This is a genomic window from Granulicatella sp. HMSC30F09, from assembly GCF_001806915.1.
In the GTDB taxonomy this organism is placed as follows: Bacteria; Bacillota; Bacilli; order Lactobacillales; family Aerococcaceae; genus Granulicatella; species Granulicatella adiacens.
Genome location: NZ_KV786419.1, coordinates 82,448 through 101,297, shown reverse-complemented (window position 1 = coordinate 101,297; position 18,850 = coordinate 82,448). Strand labels below are relative to the sequence as shown.

At 38.8% G+C, this 18,850-nt stretch carries 14 protein-coding genes; 11 read left to right on the top strand and 3 right to left on the bottom strand.

The genetic code is table 11. The features are described from left to right. Positions 1–161 precede the first annotated feature (161 nt). On the top strand, positions 162–629 hold the full coding sequence (locus tag HMPREF3103_RS03970) for a CtsR family transcriptional regulator (protein ID WP_070437366.1): 468 nt from the start codon (positions 162–164) through the stop codon (positions 627–629). 20 nt (positions 630–649) lie between these two features. Further along, positions 650–3,127: an ATP-dependent Clp protease ATP-binding subunit gene (locus HMPREF3103_RS03965; RefSeq protein ID WP_070437364.1), complete on the top strand. Its 2,478-nt coding sequence runs from the start codon at positions 650–652 to the stop codon at positions 3,125–3,127. 50 nt (positions 3,128–3,177) lie between these two features. On the opposite strand, the gene HMPREF3103_RS03960 is transcribed toward HMPREF3103_RS03965, so the two are convergent. Next, on the bottom strand, positions 3,178–4,035 hold the full coding sequence (locus HMPREF3103_RS03960) for a helix-turn-helix domain-containing protein (protein ID WP_070437362.1): 858 nt from the start codon (positions 4,033–4,035) through the stop codon (positions 3,178–3,180). Between the two features lie 134 nt (positions 4,036–4,169). Here HMPREF3103_RS03960 and HMPREF3103_RS03955 point away from each other — a divergent pair, with 134 nt between their 5' ends. From HMPREF3103_RS03955 to HMPREF3103_RS03945, 3 genes are all read left to right on the top strand, one after another. After that, a complete protein-coding gene (locus HMPREF3103_RS03955; RefSeq protein WP_070437360.1) occupies positions 4,170–5,909 on the top strand; it encodes a M3 family oligoendopeptidase in 1,740 nt (579 codons plus the stop codon). Positions 5,910–6,772: 863 nt separating this feature from the next. After that, positions 6,773–7,180, top strand: coding sequence for an SRPBCC family protein (locus tag HMPREF3103_RS03950; protein WP_005607059.1), 408 nt, complete (start codon positions 6,773–6,775; stop codon positions 7,178–7,180). Between the two features lie 12 nt (positions 7,181–7,192). Continuing rightward, positions 7,193–7,636 (top strand): MarR family winged helix-turn-helix transcriptional regulator, encoded by a 444-nt coding sequence (locus HMPREF3103_RS03945; protein ID WP_039849144.1) that lies wholly within the window; start codon positions 7,193–7,195, stop codon positions 7,634–7,636. A 70-nt stretch (positions 7,637–7,706) separates the two neighbouring features. Here the strand turns inward: HMPREF3103_RS03945 and HMPREF3103_RS03940 are convergent, their stop codons facing one another. Further along, a complete protein-coding gene (locus tag HMPREF3103_RS03940) occupies positions 7,707–8,111 on the bottom strand; it encodes a hypothetical protein (RefSeq protein WP_070437358.1) in 405 nt (134 codons plus the stop codon). A 221-nt stretch (positions 8,112–8,332) separates the two neighbouring features. Here HMPREF3103_RS03940 and HMPREF3103_RS03935 point away from each other — a divergent pair, with 221 nt between their 5' ends. Both HMPREF3103_RS03935 and HMPREF3103_RS03930 read left to right on the top strand, forming a co-directional pair. Beyond that, complete coding sequence (locus HMPREF3103_RS03935) at positions 8,333–10,558, top strand: pneumococcal-type histidine triad protein (protein WP_070437356.1); 2,226 nt, start codon at positions 8,333–8,335, stop codon at positions 10,556–10,558. Between the two features lie 147 nt (positions 10,559–10,705). Further along, positions 10,706–12,031, top strand: coding sequence for a C1 family peptidase (locus HMPREF3103_RS03930; protein WP_070437354.1), 1,326 nt, complete (start codon positions 10,706–10,708; stop codon positions 12,029–12,031). A gap of 408 nt (positions 12,032–12,439) precedes the next feature. On the opposite strand, the gene HMPREF3103_RS03925 is transcribed toward HMPREF3103_RS03930, so the two are convergent. Beyond that, on the bottom strand, positions 12,440–14,965 hold the full coding sequence (locus tag HMPREF3103_RS03925) for an ABC transporter ATP-binding protein/permease (RefSeq protein WP_070437352.1): 2,526 nt from the start codon (positions 14,963–14,965) through the stop codon (positions 12,440–12,442). Positions 14,966–15,145: 180 nt separating this feature from the next. Between HMPREF3103_RS03925 and HMPREF3103_RS03920 the strand changes: the two genes are divergently transcribed. The 4 genes from HMPREF3103_RS03920 (at position 15,146) to HMPREF3103_RS03905 (ending at position 18,838) form a co-directional block, all read left to right on the top strand. Further along, entirely contained in the window at positions 15,146–16,018 is an 873-nt protein-coding gene (locus HMPREF3103_RS03920; RefSeq protein WP_070437350.1) for an ROK family protein, read from the top strand. After that, positions 16,019–16,831: a MurR/RpiR family transcriptional regulator gene (locus HMPREF3103_RS03915; protein ID WP_070437348.1), complete on the top strand. Its 813-nt coding sequence runs from the start codon at positions 16,019–16,021 to the stop codon at positions 16,829–16,831. It begins immediately after the preceding gene. Positions 16,832–16,983: 152 nt separating this feature from the next. Continuing rightward, on the top strand, positions 16,984–17,901 hold the full coding sequence (locus tag HMPREF3103_RS03910; protein ID WP_070437346.1) for a cyclically-permuted mutarotase family protein: 918 nt from the start codon (positions 16,984–16,986) through the stop codon (positions 17,899–17,901). Positions 17,902–17,917: 16 nt separating this feature from the next. Next, a complete protein-coding gene (locus tag HMPREF3103_RS03905; protein ID WP_070437344.1) occupies positions 17,918–18,838 on the top strand; it encodes a dihydrodipicolinate synthase family protein in 921 nt (306 codons plus the stop codon). Positions 18,839–18,850: the final 12 nt, after the last annotated feature.

The following is an 18,850-nucleotide window of genomic DNA, read 5'->3' as shown; positions in this document are numbered from 1 at the left end:
GGGGTCGTAGGTTCGAATCCTGTATTCCCGATAATTATGAAGAAAAGAAGCTAGACAAATGTCTAGCTTCTTTTTTGTTTTAAAGGCAATTTAATTGGCAATGAGGGAAAACTTTTGTATAATTAAAGTCAAATATAGTCAAGGTTAAAGGAGGAAGATGAATGCAAAATCAGAATCAAAATATGTCCGATTTGATAGAAAGTTATTTAAAAAATGTATTGCTTTCGAATGAAATAGTAGAAATCAGACGCAGTGAGATTGCAGATCAATTCAATTGCGTTCCTTCTCAAATTAATTACGTGATTAATACTCGTTTTACCATCCAACAAGGGTATGTCGTAGAAAGTAAGCGAGGTGGCGGTGGCTATATCCGCATTATGAAAGTAAATTTAGTGGATGAAATGGATATTCTAAACACTTTAGGAGATTTAATTCCGCCTCAATTATCAGTACGAGAAGCAAATCATTTATTACAAAATTTATATGAGAACGAATTAATATCAAAACGTGAAGCCCAAATGATGGCTTTGATGATGGAGAAGGACACGTTTCCAGTTTCTGTTAAAAATGGAGATGAAATTCGTAGTAATATGATGAAGAAATTAATCGATAACTTGAAGTATCGTTAGAAACAGAAAGGATAAAGTCCATGAGTGAAATTTTTACACCAAAAGCAAAAAGTGCGATGGTTTTAGCTGCTAGAGAAGCTATTTTATTTAAGCATCAGGCTGTCGGGACAGAGCATTTATTATTAGGGTTAATCTTAGAACAAGAAGGAATTGCTGGACATGTACTACGTGCAGCAGGCCTCACAGCAGAAATCGTTCGTACGGAAATCGAATCACTGACAGGATATGGCTCAAACCGAAAACAGATGGATCCTTATTTAATGCCTTATTCTCCTAGAGCTAAAAAGGTGATTTTATCTGCTACAGATGAAGCAAAACGCCTCGAAGTGCCACAAGTTGGAACAGAACACTTATTATTAGCCTTATTACGTGAGGAAGTATTAGCAACGAAGATTCTTCGTGATAACCAAGTTGACCCTCAAGAATTAATGAAAGAAATCTACGGGAAAATAGGAATTCAACCTGCTAGTTCTGGAGCTGCTAAAAGAAAAGCCCGCCAAGAATCTAGCCAAGAGGGAACCCCTACATTAAATGGATTAGCGCGTGACTTAACAGAATTAGCGCGCCAAGGTAAGATTGATCCAGTGGTTGGTCGTGAAGAAGAAGTACGTCGTATTATACAAATTATTAGTCGTCGTACAAAAAATAATCCAGTTCTTGTTGGGGAACCAGGTGTTGGTAAAACAGCTATTGTTGAAGGCTTAGCACAACGTATGGTGAGCGGAGAAGTTCCAGAAGAAATCGCCGAAAAACGTTTGATGATGTTAGACATGGGTGCGGTTGTTGCGGGAACAAAATACCGTGGTGAGTTCGAAGAGCGCATGAAGAAAATTTTGGACGAAGTATACCGTGAACAAGATGTGATTCTCTTTATTGATGAGTTGCATACGTTGATTGGTGCCGGTGGAGCGGAAGGTTCGATTGATGCTTCTAATATTCTAAAGCCTGCCCTTGCTCGTGGTGAAATCCAAGTTATTGGGGCGACAACTTTAGATGAGTATCAAAAATATATTGAAAAAGATGCAGCTTTAGAACGTCGTTTTGCCTCTGTTCATGTCAACGAACCTAGCGCAGATGACACTGTTGAAATTTTAAAAGGCCTTCGCAAACGTTATGAAGACCACCACCGTGTGGAAATCACAGACGCAGCGATTGAAGCAGCGGTACAATTATCGGTTCGTTATATTACATCTCGTAAATTACCAGATAAAGCCATCGACTTGATGGACGAAACAGCTGCAAAAGCCCGTCTGGACCGCAGTGGTAAACACTCACCACTTCAAAAACTCGAAGTAGAAGTGGCAGAACTCGCAGTGAAGAAAGACGAAGCGATTCGTGAACAAAAATTCGAAGAAGCAGCTCGTTTACGCAAGAAAGAACAAGCCAAACGCGACAAGCTTGAAAAACTTCGTCAAAAAGTAGAAATCGAAGCGAAACAAGAATTCGTTGCGGCCATTACTGAAGAAGATATCGCAGAAGTGGTATCCCAATGGACTGGTATTCCATTAAAACAAATGGAGAAAAAAGAAAGTGAACGTCTCGTGCATCTTGAAAAAGAATTGCATCAACGCGTGATTGGACAAGAAGAAGCTGTATCAGCAGTGGCTCGTTCCATTCGCCGTGCGCGTAGTGGGTTGAAAGATCCAAGACGTCCAATCGGTTCATTCTTATTCCTTGGACCTACAGGGGTTGGTAAGACAGAGCTAGCCAAAACTTTAGCGGAAGCAATGTTTGGCGACCAAGACGCACTTGTTCGTATCGATATGTCTGAGTATATGGAGAAACACGCGGTTAGCCGTTTAGTGGGTTCACCTCCAGGATACGTTGGATTCGATGAAGGGGGACAATTAACAGAGAAAATTCGCAACAAACCTTACTCTGTGATTCTCTTAGATGAAATTGAAAAAGCCCACCCAGATATGTTTAATATTTTATTACAAGTCTTAGATGATGGACATTTGACTGATTCAAAAGGACGTAAAGTCGACTTCAGAAATACGATTCTCATCATGACATCAAATCTTGGGGCAACAGCTCTCAGAGATGAAAAATCAGTTGGTTTCGGCGCGAAAACCATCCAACATGACCATGCTGCAATGGAAAAACGTATCCGTGAAGAGTTGAAGAATGCGTTCCGTCCAGAACTATTAAACCGTATCGACGAAATTATCGTCTTCCATAAATTAACGAAACCGGAATTACGTCAAATCGTTCAATTGATGACAAAAGATATTAAGACACGTCTTGCGGAACTCAATATCGAATTGAAATTCACTTCAGGTGTGATTGATTTAATTGCAGAAGAAGGATTCGACCCAGAATACGGGGCACGCCCAATTCGTCGTGCAATTCAAAAGAAAATCGAAGACCCACTAAGTGAAGCACTCCTCAGCGGAGAAATTCGCTTCGGCCAAAAAGTGACAATCGGTTCTCAAAAAGGGAAAGTGACGATTAAAGAAACAAAAGTCGCTCCTAAAAAAGAAGCTGTAAAAGTTTAATATTATAATGAAAACAGCCACTTCTATGCTATATAGAAGTGGCTGTTTTTTTAGTAACTTTGTTTTTGTAAGAGTAAGTGACAGAGCGTAAGGTCGTTCATGTCCTTGACGTTGAGCCCAGTTTGTTCTGCAAAACGATCGATGCGATACTGCAAGGTATTCCGATGTAAGAACAATTTTTTACTAGCTTTTGAGACATTTCCATGGGCATCCCAAAGTGCTTCAACGACCTCTTTTACTTCTTCTACGTTTAAAAGAAGGAGTAGTTCATCCGCAATCGGGGCAATATCCACCAGTCCATTGGCGATTCCCCATAGTAGAACAGGAGAAAACTCGAGGCAAGAACGTTTGTGAGAATGTAATAAATATTCAACAAATAGAGCTTTCTCGGCTTGGTATAGTAAGGGTGTATTCGTATTGGTCGCCCAGCGGTTCCCAATAAAGATTTGTAGCTCTACCGCAAAGTCGTCTTCAATAGCGGATTTTACTTCAAAAAGAGTGCTAGCAAGAGCGGTTGAGACTCCCGGATTCACGACCAGCGTGTAATGATGGCGGAAGTTTTTGAAGATGGCAAGCGATCCAACGGTTAGGTTCTCGACAAATTCTAACCAGTCTTTTTCGTGAAAGACGCCTTCCTGTTTTGGAAAGATGGCTAAATGCACGCTTTGAATATATGCGGTCTCGCTTGGAAGAGCCCCTTTTCCTTCCAAGTAGGCAAGCCAAGGATGCGTTGGAGCAGTTGTTTTTGTCGGTTGTGTAGTTAATGTTTGAATGAGGAATCGTTCACGTTCTGATAAACTTTCTTCTAAGAGAAAAATCGTTTCGCCGTTCAACTGTACAGGAACAGTATTTTGAGTCGATTCTCCAAGAACGGCATCTGGGAACAATTCTTTCCAAGTCTTTTTCATAAGAACTCCTTTTTGAAAACTGTTTGCCTCTTAAGTATACACGTTGTTTGGGGGAGAATAAAGGTACTTACACTATGAATTTTCAGAAAAATTGGGTAGAATAAAACATATAGTGAAAATAAGGGGGATCCAAAATGTCAACAGAATGGTCATTAAAAGAAATCTATCCTTCATTTGAAAGTGAAGAGTTTAAACGTGACTTTGAACGTTTTTCAAACTTTAGAGAGGTATTCAATAGCTTAACGCTTGACGATAACTTAGAGTCGATTAAAGCGGCAATTGCATCTCTAGAAGAGTTTAGCGTATTAAGCAGCCGTTTAGGAAACTACATTAATTTAACATTAACTGCGAACACAACAGACGAAACAGCGAATAAATATCGTACATTATTCGGCAATGCGTATGCTGCGTTAAACAGTGCGTATACAAAAGTCTACAAATTTATCGGAAGCGTGGAAACAGATATCACATCCGACGAAAATCTAAAAGACTACGAATTCTACTTTGCAGAAGCAAAACAACAATACAAACATCTATTATCCGATGAATTAGAAGATGTGATTGCGAAATTCTCTATCAGCGGTGGAGACGGTTGGGAACAACTCTTCGAAGCGATGACTTCAGGCGTGGAAGGCGAATTTAAAGGCGAAAAAGTAACGCTTAGCGAAATTCGTAATATGGCGTACGATTCTGATGCAGCGGTTCGTAAAGAAGCGTACGAAACAGAGTTGAAAATGTACGATACGATCAAAGAACCAATTGCATTTGCCTTAAACAATATTAAACAACAAGTACTTACAGAAACAAGCTTACGTGGATTCGAATCACCACTCGCACAAACATTAGAAGCATCTCGTATGTCTCGTAAAACATTGGATGCACTTCTTGAAGCGATTCGCGAATACTTACCACAATTCCGTGCTTACTTAAAACATAAAGCAGCACTATTAGGTCATGAAAATGGATTACCATTCTACGACTTATTTGCACCTATCGGAGAAAGCTCACGTCGTTTCACCATCGAAGAGTCTAAAGAATTCTTATTAGAAAACTTCAAAGGGTTCTCTGAAGATTTAGCACAGATGACAAAAGAAGCATACGAAAATAACTACATCGACTTCTTACCACGTAAAGGAAAAGTGGGGGGCGCGTTCTGTAGCAACCTACCATTCATTAAACAATCACGTATCTTAACAAACTTCTCTGGTTCATTAAGCGACGTTGTAACGATTGCGCACGAATTAGGACATGCGTACCACGGTTTACATATCGAAAACCACCGTGTATTAAACCAAGAGTACTCAATGCCTGTTGCTGAAACTGCATCAACCTTCAACGAAAACATCGTAATGAACACAGTGATTAGTGAGGCGAGCGATGCTGAAAAAGTGGCGTTACTGGAATCACAATTACAAGATACAACACAAATCATCGTGGACATCTACTCACGTTACTTATTCGAAGCTTCCGTCTTCGAAAACCGTGAAAAGAGCTTTATGTTCTCGAAAGACTTAGAAAAATTAATGTTGGATGCGCAAAAAGAAGCATACGGCGATGGATTAGATCCAGATGCAATGCATCCATATATGTGGGCTTGCAAACCGCACTACTATAGCAGCGGCTTAAGCTTCTACAACTTCCCATACGCATTCGGAGGATTGTTCTCTAAAGGATTATATGCCATCTATCAAGAGCAACCTGAAGGATTCGTTGAGAAATATCAAGAGTTATTGCGTGCGACAACAGTAACTTCTGCGGAAGATACCGCGAAGGTGTTGGGCGTGGATGTAGAAGACAGCGCATTTTGGAAGAAAGCATTGGCGCAAGTTGCCGACAACATCGAGCAGTTCATTGCTTTAACTCCGGTGAAATAAAAACAGAATATCTGACAGATTCATCCATCTTTTGATGGGATGGATAAACCTTCGAGCATCAGTTTGATGATTGAAAGAGTCATAGTGGGGTACTGGCTCGTGCCTGTAGTCACTCACCTTTGAAGCCTCAAAGAGGGAGTAAGGAATCAATTCCTAACTCCCTCTTATTCGTTTCAATACGATTTCCCACTATTCTTTCAATCCACTGATGCTCTTTTTGTTTATCCATCGTACTCTACAATTGGATCAGCCAGATATTCTGTTTAATTTTTGTTAAGGCAATTCACGTAAAAGACACTGGTGCTTACAATGTACTTCGAGCCCTTTCGGAACTCTTCATAGCAATCATTATAGCTGTATCGGGCTGAGTCTTACGTCTCAGCTCCTATCGAGCCTCAAAGTGACTCTAGGAAATAAATTTCCAGAGTCACTAATTCGCATCGATTACATTCGCTATGATGATTGCTATAGAATCCGAAGGGCTCTTTCGTACTTTTATGGAGTTTGTTTTTGTTTTATTCCTGCGAGTTTGTAGGGCTTCGCAAGATATTTTTATGCTTTCCTTTTTTGATGGACTGCTGCGATGTTATCGGCAATGCTTAGGAAGGGAACGCATTGTCACTGAGAGTTACTTGAAGGGAGGAGAAGAGACCTCAATAGTGGTGGGGACTTCGTTAGAGGAAGGGGCCACGTTTTATTGCCGAATCCGAAGGGCTCTTTCATTCTTTTTAAGAATATTCTATCCTAGTTGTGAATTTCCATGATTTGTATGCTAGTAATAAAATCAATAAAGATTCTATTCTGTTTGACACTAATGATAAAAATATTTATAATAAGTATACTTATTATAAGGAGGAATAATTATGGAATTTAGTTTTAGCTTAAAAATCCAAACAACTAAAGAAGAGGCTTGGGAGTACTATGCCAATATTGAAAAATGGTATACTTGGGAGGAAGATTTAAAAAATATTACTTTAAAAGGTAATTTTGAAACAGGTTCAAAAGGAATTATGGAGCTTGAAGGCATGCCTCCAATGGAATACGAACTTACTCATGTAAAAGTATTTGAAGAATTTTGGGATAAAACGGCTACTCCATTTGGGGATATACTTTTTGGACATCAAATTATCGATAATAATGATGGGAGTGTAATTATAAAACATTCTGTAAGCTTAGATAGTGAAGATATCCAACACTTGGAATTTTTAAAACAAGTTTTTTCAGATGTTCCAGACTCTATCTTTATTCTAAAAAAATACTTAGAAAGTTAAGGTGATCTTTGATTGTTTACATCAAAATATAAGAATGATTCTGAGAAATCGACCGGTTTGCTATTTATGAGAGCCTATAATAAATGGCATTTTATGATTAAACAAGAACTAAAAAAAATTAACCTAACACATCCTCAGTTTGTAGTCTTAGCTGCACTTGCTTATTTACTGCAAACTGAAAATGAGGTTACTCAAGTAATGATTTCTAAACTTTCGGGAATAGATGTTATGACGGTGTCTCAAATTTTAAGTTTGTTGGAAAAAAAGGATTTTGTAAAAAGACAAGAACATTCCAGAGATACTAGAGCAAAAGCCGTTATTTTGAATGAAAAAGCTGAATTAATATTAAAAGAAGCAGTACCTAAAATTGAACATATTGACGAAATGTTCTTTGGAAAATTAGGGAATGATGAGGATACTTTTAAGTATTATCTTGGAAGATTGAATGAGGAATAAAAAAACACCGGTTTAGCCGGTGTTTTTTTGTAAATGAAATATATAGGAATATCGTCTCCATTAAAGAGTTTTAAGCCTGTTTTCTTCGTTTGAAGAATTTGTAGATAAGGAATAACAATTGGTGAAATAAAGCAATTGCGAAGATACTTAAGAGGCCTTCATGATTTAGGAGGAATTCTTTTTTTGAAATATCAAAAGTTCCAACTAAGAAAGCAAGTAGCGTAGAGAGGCTTAAAGCTATTGATTTTTTCCACTCAAGGAGGTTCGTGTTCTTAACTGCCATTTTAAAAAGTGGAAACAGATAAATTCCAGATAGCAAAATACAACCAACAAGCGATTGGAAATCAAATCGGAATATCCCCCCTTTTGGAGCTTCGCTAATGACATCCATGTATTTAGCCCAGATAAAAATAACTCCCCAAAGCAATCCGTATAAGCTATTCATTAAGATGAGTTTTTTGAAAGAAGAATTCATAATAAGCTCCTTTTGGTAATTGATTTTCTGTTAGTATAATTCAAATTTTTTATTTATCGATTAAAACTCGATTCTTTTAGGAATTTTTTAAACAGTTATAATTAGAGTTAAAAGTTTAAGATTGAAGATTTTCCTCACAAAGTGGTTGACAGAAGCAAGGTAGGGTAGTATATTGTAAAACGTAATAAATACGATTTAGAATGTTTTTTGGGGGGAATTCAATGAAATTACTGAAGAAATCACTCTTTATTGGAAGTGCTAGTATCGCTTTATTAGGCGGATTTGTTTGGGTGAATCAACAAGGCGCTATGAAACAAGAAGAACCAGTTACAGAGGATACAACAAAAGAAGAAATCGATAAGGAAAAAATGGCCAAATACGAGAAAGCGGCTGAAGAAATTAAAAAGAATAAACCTAAAACTATCGTGGGTGAAGTTTTTACGAATGGATATCTTAAAAAACACGGAGATCACTATCATTTCGTCTATGGAGAAGTTCCAAAAGATGCTATTTTCGAGCATAAAAACGGGAAGACACCTTATCCATTGAATTCTACCGAGGACCATTATACTTTTGATTTCAAAGATGTTGTTGAGGAGAATGAGCTTGGTTATGTGGTGAGACACGGAGACCATTACCACTTTATTTATAAGAGTCAATTAAATCAAACCGCGCATTCGTTTTCTTCACCAGGTCTAGTTCAATCCAATTTTGGAGGAACAACCGGAGCATTCCTGTCAACACCTCCTTCAAGTTCTAGAGAGGAGAATCAAACACCTGACACCTCTTCAAGTGAAAAACAATTTCCAGGAATTCATTATCCTACGAGCGATGGATTTTTATTTGATGGAAATCATATTATCGGAAAAACAAGCAGATATTTATTAGTAGCTCATAATGGTAGTTTAAAAGATGTTCATGTCATTCCGTATGAGCAACTCGTAAATAGTCAATGGGAATATTTGATTCCTAAAGAAAACCTAGAAGAAGCCAGAGCGCGGTATTATGGTCGAAAGGTTGAGGAAGCACCCGAGACTAACGAACCAAATACTACGCAGGAACCGACTCCTTCTGAAAATACGACTCAGGAGAATAAAGCGGAAAAAGAGTTAGAGAGAAAAATCGAGGAAAAAATTGCTCGAATTATGAAAGAATATGGGGTTAAACGAGACCAAATTGTGGTTGATAAGGAAAAGAACTCCATTATTTATCCTCATGGAGATCATCATCATGCAGAACCGATTGATGAGAGTAAACCGTTTAGTGGCGGGCATTCTCATCATAATTATGAAACCTCTAAACCAGAAGATGGAGTAGCCAAAAAACGGAATAATAAAGTGTATACTGGTGCGGAATTAGAAGAAGCAATTGCGCTGTTGAAAGCAAGCACTTTTAATAATCAAGCCTTTACTTTAGCCAACGGGCAAAAGCGTGTTTCATTCACATTTGCTCCGGGAATCGACGAGAAATTAGGAACGAATATGATTGTAAAACTCACGACTCCAGACGGTCATCAATTAGAGAAACTATCTGGTCGAGTGTTTGGGGACGGAGTTGGAAATATTGCGAACTTTGAACTTCTTAAATCGTATCTTCCAGGAGAAACATTTAAATATAGTATCACTTCAAAAGATTATCCAGAAGTTCATTATGAAGGGACATTCACAGTGACCGCATCTCTTGCTTATGAAATGGCTAGTCATGCTGTTTTCTATCCGTTTTATGCCGGGGACACTCATCTCAGATTGAAACCACAGTATAAGATTCCGGGAGGAACAGAAGCATTGGTACGTGTCTTTGATGAATTCCACGGGACACCATATTTGGAAAATAATTATAAAGTAGGGGAAATTCAGTTGCCGATTCCTGAAGCCTATAAAGGAGTCACTTCTACTCCGGGGAATGTCATTCGTGTGACCTTTATGGCGAACCCTTACGAAGAAAATGAATCGTATTATGTGGTTGAAGTCCCTGTCTTAGATCCAAAACAAAAGACGGAAGAACCGGGAGTGCTCAAACAATTCCAAGAGCATGCGCAAAAAGATGCAGAAAATACGAAACCAACCACAGCAACTACAGGGGAAAAGGGACAAGGAGAAAAAGAAAAACAACCAGAAGAGACGCCGCAAAGCACTTCAGAAGAACAAAAGGAAATAACGAAAGAAGAGAAACCTTCAGACTCAACTTCTAAGCCAAGCACTTCGCAATCCCAATCTGAAACTCCATCGACTCCAAAGCCTCATGAAAATGAAGGAAGTGAGCCAAGTTTAGATTCAGGAGAGAATGATGAGCCTGCAGTGGACCCTGTCCAAGAAAAACTTGCTAAGTTTGCAGCTGGTTATGGCGTAGGATTAGATAGTTTAGTCTTTAATATGGATGGCACAGCGGAATTGCGCTTGCCGGACGGTAGGTCCATTCCAATTAATATGGCAGATTTTACAAAATAAGAGGGTATTAGAAAAAGACGGTAGGGATACCGTCTTTTTTGATGGAAGCAAAATATTAATGATATTGTTGCTTTTTTATTAAATCGTATTGCATCCGTTTCTTAAGAGGAGTACGATAAGAATATTAAGGTTAAAGGAGATGAAGTGATGTTTACGTTAACGAAGGAATTGACGAAACAATATAAAGAAAGTTTTCAAAGTAAGCCAGAGCGTATCGTGGCGCAAAATGCTGCGGTGAAGAATGGCTTGAAAGGTGCTAGTGAAACGGTCGCCTCTGTTGTGGAAAATCAGCCGGTGTATTCGATTGATTTGGAGCACGGAAAAGTAGCCAATCAAAAGGCTTCTGGTCGTTGCTGGATGTTTGCGGCGCTCAATACGTTCCGCCACAGACTCTTTAATAACTTCAAGCTCGAAGAATTTGAACTCTCACAAAGCTATACATTCTTCTGGGATAAATACGAAAAGGCCAATTATTTCCATGAAAATATTTTAAAAACAGCGGGCGAACCTGTGACAAGCCGCAATGTAGCCTTCCTTTTACAAACCCCTCAACAAGACGGTGGGCAATGGGATATGATCGTGTCTATCTTCAAGAAATATGGGGTTGTGCCAAAGAGTGTGATGCCGGAAAGTTTTTCAAGCTCGGCTTCAAGCGATTTGAACAAATACTTAAATAAAAAACTTCGCCAAGATGCAAAAGTGCTTCGCGACCTAGTGGCAAGAGGTGCTAGCGAAGCCGAAATCAACGAAACGCGTAAACAATTAATGCGAGAAGTGTACGATTTACTAAGTGTGACTCTTGGAACTCCGCCAGAAACATTCGATTTCGAATATCGTGATAAAGATAAGGAATTCCATCGTCATTTGAATTTGACACCACAAAGCTTCTTCGAACAATTCGTGGGCTTGAACTTGGACGATTACGTGTCTATCATCAATTCACCAACCGCGGACAAACCATTCAACCGTTCATACACTGTTGAAATGCTTGGAAATGTCGTTGGGAACCAAGTACGTTACTTGAACTTAGATATGGCAACGTTCAAAGAATTAGCGATTCGCCAATTAGAACAAGGCGAGTCAGTTTGGTTCGGCTGCGATGTCGGTCAATCTTCAAACCGTGGAAATGGTCGTCTTGCGCTCAATAACTTCGACCTTAAAGGATTAACTGGAATCGACTATTCACTCACAAAAGGCGAACGTCTTGAATACGGCGATAGCTTAATGACGCACGCGATGGTATTAACAGGGGTGAACCTTGTCGATGGCAAACCAAACCGCTGGAAAGTGGAAAACAGTTGGGGCGAAGAATCTGGAGTTGAAGGGTTCTGGATGATGAGTGATGAGTGGATGGATGAGTATACGTATCAGATCGTTATCAGAAAAGACTTGCTTACAAAAGAGCAACTCGACGCTTTCAACAGCGAACCAATTGTATTAGCACCATGGGATCCAATGGGGTCCTTAGCCTAATCTTGTAAAAAACAAAATAAGTCCTCTGGACATCTTCATAGTGGTGACAGTAAAGGCACCGGATTGAGCCGAAGTCTCAATTCCTAGCAAGCTTCAAACCGAGGGTAAGTGATGAATCACGAACCCTCGGTAATTCACATTGCTTGCATCTCTTTACTGTTCCCACTATAGAGTCCAGAGGATTTTTGTTTTTTAGTTTTAGGTAATAGAATCCGTGCTTCCTAGAGCCAAATCAATTGGTTGTGAAAAGTCGAGTTGTCTTTCACTTTTTATGGCTAGGGGTGCTGAATACAGCTTTCTAAAATTAACATATTTGTTAATTAACATATATGTTAATTTTGGAAATGTAGGCAATAAAAAAGGTGGGTAAAGGGCTGGGCCTTTATCCACCTTTTTAAATTTTAATGGCTATTCGCTGCGGAGCGATTCGACTGGGTCTTTCTTCGCTGCAATGCGTGAAGGGATGAGACCAGCTAATACTGTAAGAACGATAGAAATGAGAATTAGGATAAGAGCGGCATCCCATGGTAATTGTGCAACGCCATCGACCTTGGTTGTTTGAGCAACAATCGCATTAATAGGGAAAGTCGCAAGGAGCGTAATCGCGATACCGAGTACTCCGGAAATAAATCCTTCGATAGCAGTTTCTGCGGTAAAGATGCGACGGATATCTTTCTTCGAAGCCCCCATTGCACGTAGGATTCCAATTTCTTTCGTACGTTCTAGAACTGAGATGTACGTGATAATCGCAATCATAATCGATGAAACGATAAGAGAGATAGCCACAAAACCAACGAGTACCGTTGTTATCACGCCCACCATTGTTGTAATGGATGACATGATGGTTTGAATATCGTCGGAGTAGGCGAGCACTTTGTCGTCGTCGCCGGCGTCTTTTTTGGCCGTGTTATAGGCGTTGATGAAGTCCTTCAACTCTTGTTTTTGTTGGAACGAAGAGGTGTAGAACTCGATGGCTGCCGGTTTGGATTTGTCGATAACCCCCAATTTAGCCAGGTTTTCTTCGTAAGTGGCAGCCAAGTTGTCGTTGTATTGTTGGACGTATTGCGCTTGTTGTTCAGGCGTCATCTTTGCCAATTGAATTTTTTCTTCTTCGGTTAAATCAGCCGAATTGAATGGTTTTGGATCTTTGGCAAATTCTTTTCCAGTAAATACATTGATGGTTGGATTGGCTTCTTGCTCCTTCACGATGTCACTATTTTGAATTTGCTCAGAAGTGTAATCGATAAGGGCGCTTGTATAAGCCACACCGCCAGAAGGAGAGTTCACACTAGATCTTGTTCCTTCTTTTTGACGAAGAACACCGACGATTTTAAGCTCAAGGCCATTCTCAATCTGTGTCTTCATATACGATTTGTCGTCAATTTTATTAATCCATTGGTTGTTCTCCTTAACGAATCGGTTCGTGTTGACAACGGCTTTGAATGTTTTTCCGATGAAATCACTATATTGATATGTTTGAGAACCTAATTCATCTAGTTTTTTTGCATCGTTTAATTCGCTAGGATCTTTGAACCGTAAACTATAGAGTAGCAAATCACTAATTTCATTATTCTCATCGGCAATCAGAACGATTTCTGATTTATCTGTTGGCAAACGTCCTTCCAAAACATCGTACTGACTTTCTAACATGTTCGTATCACTCGAAAGTTCACTCCAATAGTCAATATTATGCAAGTAGCCTTTCATTGTTTGGTTAGAAGTTTCGACTTCATCTGCAAGAGTGGAAGGAAGGATACTTTTTGGGCCATTGGAAGTATCGCTTTCATAAATGTAAGGTTGTAAATTGTATTGGTAACGAACATCTTTTGTAAGAGCTTCGACTTGAGAAGCATTCTCTTCCAAATATTTTTTAAAAGAAGCTAAATCATTTTTACCAATTTGTTTTTTTAATAATTTTGTAAGGACAGTATTAACGCCAAGCTCATTATTGTCTTTATAAGGCTTATCGCTTAAGTCCGGGGAGGTCGCTAGCAGATTACTTTGGTTCTGCTCGCTAATCGTCAGCGGAAGAGAGACAAGGGTATCTTCTTGCACCTTCTTCACGTAGTCGCTCACCCCATTCGAGAGCGCTAGGATAAGGGCAATCCCGATAATCCCGATGGAACCAGCAAAGGCAATAAGGAAGGTACGGCCTTTCTTCGTCAATAAGTTATTAAACGAAAGAGCAAGAGCCGTCAAAAAGTTCATTTTCGTCTTCGTGAACTGAATGTCGCCTTGTGTTTTCTCTTCTGTTGGTTCGTATGGATTCGAATCGCTTAAGATGTTTCCATCTAATACTTGTACGATACGTGTGGAGTACGTCTTTGCAAGTTCTGGGTTATGCGTCACCATGATAACCAGTCGTTCCTTGGCGATATCTTTTAATAACTCCATGATTTGAACTGAGGTTTCGGAATCGAGCGCTCCTGTAGGTTCGTCGGCTAAAACGACTTTTGGATTATTCACAAGGGCACGCGCAATCGCGATTCGTTGCATTTGTCCCCCAGACATCTGACTTGGTTTCTTATATAAATGGTCTTTTAGGCCAACTCGTTCGAGCGCTTCGATGGCACGTTTTTTGCGTTCAGCTTTTGAAACACCAGAGAGCGTCATCGCAATCTCGACGTTAGAGAGTGCCGTTTGGTGACCAATCAGATTATAGGATTGGAAAACAAATCCGATCGTGTGGTTTCTGTAACTATCCCAATCGCGGTCTTTAAATTGCTTTGTTGATTTTCCTTGGATGAGTAAATCACCAGATGTGTATTGGTCGAGTCCACCGATGATATTTAATAGGGTGGTTTTCCCAGAACCCGATTGCCCGAGAATGGAGACAAACTCATTTTCACGGAAGCGAATCGATATATCCTTCAACGCGTGAAACTCTTGATTAGCTGTATGATAAACTTTTGAAATATGTTGTAGCTGTAACATCATTTAGCTCCTTTCGTAGTTGGGTTAAGTGTACCACAGTTGAAGGGGCATAACCTAGGACTCTGGTCGGAAATTTAATTGAAATAATTTTAGAGAACCACATATTTTCTGAAATAATTTTATTGAAACGCTATCATTTTTGTGTATAATGAAATTACAGACATGAAAGGAGCAAGTTTTATGAACTATTTATGTATCGATATCGGGGGAACAAGTATCAAATACGCCTTGTTCAACCGAGAAGGCGAGAAGGTCTCTGAAGTATTTCAAACTCCAACCATAAAAGACGAAACGAGTAATCAAATTTTACAAACAGTTTTGCGTTTGGTAGAGGAGTTTCAAACAAAAATTAAAGGGGTTGCGATTTCGTCAGCAGGAGTCGTAGATGCGAACGGAAGAATTGCTTATGCAGGATACACGATTCCAGGTTATACAAACACACCAATTAAATCAGAAGTTGAACGCCTATTTCACATTCCTTGCACAGTAGAAAATGATGTGAATTGTGCCTGCTTAGGGGAAGTGTGGAAGGGAAGCGCCCAAAATACTTCTTCAGCTGTTATGCTGACGATTGGAACTGGTGTTGGTGGAGCAGTGTATTTGAAGAATGAATTATGGACTGGCATTAGTTATACCGCTGGAGAAATTGGGTATATGTTAATTCATGGGAAATACTTCCAAGATTTGGCGTCCACAACAGCTTTGTTAGAAAGTTACGAGAAAAAAACTAATGAAAAAATAGATGGGAAAGTGCTATTTGAAAGAGCAAAAGGTGGGGAATTTGCTGCGGTGGAATCTATTCAGGAACAGATGGGCTATCTAGCAGAAGGCCTTGTCAATATTTGTTACTTATTAAATCCTGAAAAAATTGTTCTTGGAGGGGGAATCATGGCGCAAAAAGAATATATTATGCCGATTCTAGAAAATCAACTTGAACTCAAAATCGTCGACAAACGATTCCTTACGACTAAGATTGAAGCAGCAAGCTTAGACAATGATGCGGGAATGTTAGGTGCACTATACCATTTCTTACAAAAGGAAGAAGGGGTATAAATGACAATTTTAGAAAAAATTGAAAAACAATATGTGACCTTAACTAAAAAAGAAAAACAAATTGCGCTCTATATTCTTCAACATCCAAATGAGATTAAGACTAGTACGATTACAGACTTAGCTGCAAAAATAGGAACCTCACCTGCCCTCATTACTCATTTTTGTAAAAAAATCGATAATATCAGCTTTATGGATTTGAAATTAGGAATTAGTAGTATCCATGAACGTGAAAGTATTGTCCAGAGTGATTTAGTTGCAGATCATATTTCAGATTTTTACTACCATGTAATCGAGCGTACTAAAAAGAATTTAACGATTGAGTTAGTGGATGCTGTTTTAGAGAAGATAAAAGCAGCTCGTCGAATTTATATTTTTGGGGTAGGAAGTTCTGGACTATCTGCCTTAGAATTGAACCAGCGATTAATTCGAATGGGGATGAATAGTGTCTGTGTTACAGACTCCCATATGATGTTAATCAACAGTTCTTTAGTAACACAAGAGGATGTTGTAATTGGCATTTCCGTATCAGGAGAGACTACGGATATTAATAAAGCCATCCGTCTTGCAAAATTAAGAGGGGCTGGCATTATTGGACTAACTTCATTTAGTGAAAGTGAATTATCAAAGCTTAGTGATATTTACTTATTGGCTTATAATAGTACCTTTGTAGACAATGAACGATTTGTTAATTCTCAATTTGCTTTGATGTATGTCATTGATATTTTATCCATGAAACTACTTGGAGATGATCGTTATCAATACGCAATGCTTCAAACGATTGATACAATCTTGATGAAAACAGAGCAGGATTAGGCTATTTTTCAAAAGAAACGAAAATCCTAAAATAAATTTATTTCAAAAACAAAAAAAAAATAAAAAAATTTCAACAAAACTATTGAAATCTTCATATTGTTCTATTAGAATGTTGGTAAAGCAAGCGTTACCAAAAATAAAAGAGGTGCGGTATGAAGATTGAAATGGTCAATCAGCTGAGTCCACCAGGATTAGCTGGAATGATTTGTAAGCGCATTAATAATCGAATCTTGGTCTATGGAGGAAGTTATTTTCCAGAAAACGAGCCTCTAAAAAGCTCTAAAGTTCAGACCAATCGAATCACCGTGTATGATCAAAATTTCCAACTCTTGTATGAACAAGAAGGAGAGATTTCTCCAGATAAAGGAATCATAATCCAAGAAGGAGAGACGCTTTACTATATTCTTGGATCAAAGATTTACCGAATAACGGTAGAGGATAAAGTTAAAGAAGAATGCATCGGGACTTTTGATTTTAATATTGAAAGCGGATACGGATGCTTAGTAGATGGAAAACTCTTCTTTGGATATCAGGAAAGTTATCTCTATGATCTAAACACAGGAGAACTCGCTCAAAAAGCTTCTTTCCCAGTTGAGGCCAGAGGACAGGGCTTATCGGTTGTATATCAAAATGAATTGTACTATCTGGGAGGCGCTAATAAAGAAGCGTATCTGGACGGATATCGATACAACTTCGAAAGAGATCAATGGACTAAAATTAAATTTGAATTACCAACCTCAGTCCTAGGGGCATCCAGCATCCAATTAAATGAAAGCGGATTACTAATTCTAGGGGGATTCAATCGAGACGTTTATAATCAAGCTGTAAAAGATTTACAACAGCCAGGATACCGAGAAGAATACTTTTCAAAAGAAAAGAGTTTCTTTCAATGGGAGCCGACCCTACGAATCCTTCACTTGGATAGTGGAAAAGTAACAACGATAGGACAGGATGATCGGTTTGCACTTTGTGGAGCCGGTTTTGTAAGAGCGGATGATGGATACTACATCGTCAGTGGAGAATGCAGTCCGGGAAGACGAACTGCTGAAATATTATTAATAAAGGAATAAACATAAGGAGGAAATTATGAGTTTAGAAAAATTTAAAGGAGTTTTCGTGGCTTTCTACTCAGCCTATGATGATGAAGGAAACGTAAGCCCAGAACGCGCAAAAAAACTAGCACAATACTACATCGACAAAGGTGTTAAAGGATTATACGTTGGAGGTTCTTCTGGTGAAGGAGTTCTTCAATCAGAAGAGGAAAGAAAAGTAATCCTAGAAGCCGTTATGGAAGTAGCAAAAGGAAAAACAACCATTATTGCTCATATCGGGGCAAACTCAACAGTAGAATCTGTTCGCTTAGCAAAACATGCTTCTGATTTAGGCGTTGATGCAGTATCTTCTATTCCTTGCGTATACTATGGATTTTCTCCAGAAGCTGTTAAAAAACACTGGACAGCTATGATTGAAGCAAGTGAAGTACCATTCATCATCTATCATATTCCTCAAACGACTCGTTTCAATTTACCAGTTTCTTTACTTGAAGAAATGGCTAAATTGGATAAAGTCATCGGAATTAAATGTTCTTCAGAAAGCACTTTTGAATTACAACAATTCAAAGCGATGGGAGAACGTGCTAAACAAGGAGAATTCCTCGTATTTAACGGTCCAGATGAACAGTTTATCGCTGGGCGTGTTATCGGGGCGGATTCAGGAATTGGGGGAACGTATGGTGTTATGCCAGAACTATTCTTTAAATTAAATGAATACGTAATTGCTGGAGATTTAGTGAAAGCTCGTAAATTACAAGATGAAGTCAATGAAGTGATTAAAGGATTATTATCAGGGCCTTCATTATACGCAGTATGTAAATACATCCTTAAACTTCGTGGCATTGAAACAGGAGAAGTAAGAGGACCAATGCTTCCAATTTCAACAAAAGAACATGTGGAATTGGCAGAACGTTTAAATAACAGAATTCAAGAATTGATTGAAGAATATAAATAAAGGAGTGTTCTT

Bases quoted from the DNA above. Each gene is read 5' to 3' on its own strand.
- HMPREF3103_RS03970 (WP_070437366.1), top strand. From the start codon at position 162: ATGCAAAATCAGAATCAAAATATGTCCGATTTGATAGAAAGTTATTTA.
- HMPREF3103_RS03965 (WP_070437364.1), top strand. From the start codon at position 650: ATGAGTGAAATTTTTACACCAAAAGCAAAAAGTGCGATGGTTTTAGCT.
- HMPREF3103_RS03960 (WP_070437362.1), bottom strand. From the start codon at position 4,035: ATGAAAAAGACTTGGAAAGAATTGTTCCCAGATGCCGTTCTTGGAGAA.
- HMPREF3103_RS03955 (WP_070437360.1), top strand. From the start codon at position 4,170: ATGTCAACAGAATGGTCATTAAAAGAAATCTATCCTTCATTTGAAAGT.
- HMPREF3103_RS03950 (WP_005607059.1), top strand. From the start codon at position 6,773: ATGGAATTTAGTTTTAGCTTAAAAATCCAAACAACTAAAGAAGAGGCT.
- HMPREF3103_RS03940 (WP_070437358.1), bottom strand. From the start codon at position 8,111: ATGAATTCTTCTTTCAAAAAACTCATCTTAATGAATAGCTTATACGGA.
- HMPREF3103_RS03935 (WP_070437356.1), top strand. From the start codon at position 8,333: ATGAAATTACTGAAGAAATCACTCTTTATTGGAAGTGCTAGTATCGCT.
- HMPREF3103_RS03930 (WP_070437354.1), top strand. From the start codon at position 10,706: ATGTTTACGTTAACGAAGGAATTGACGAAACAATATAAAGAAAGTTTT.
- HMPREF3103_RS03925 (WP_070437352.1), bottom strand. From the start codon at position 14,965: ATGTTACAGCTACAACATATTTCAAAAGTTTATCATACAGCTAATCAA.
- HMPREF3103_RS03920 (WP_070437350.1), top strand. From the start codon at position 15,146: ATGAACTATTTATGTATCGATATCGGGGGAACAAGTATCAAATACGCC.
- HMPREF3103_RS03915 (WP_070437348.1), top strand. From the start codon at position 16,019: ATGACAATTTTAGAAAAAATTGAAAAACAATATGTGACCTTAACTAAA.
- HMPREF3103_RS03910 (WP_070437346.1), top strand. From the start codon at position 16,984: ATGAAGATTGAAATGGTCAATCAGCTGAGTCCACCAGGATTAGCTGGA.
- HMPREF3103_RS03905 (WP_070437344.1), top strand. From the start codon at position 17,918: ATGAGTTTAGAAAAATTTAAAGGAGTTTTCGTGGCTTTCTACTCAGCC.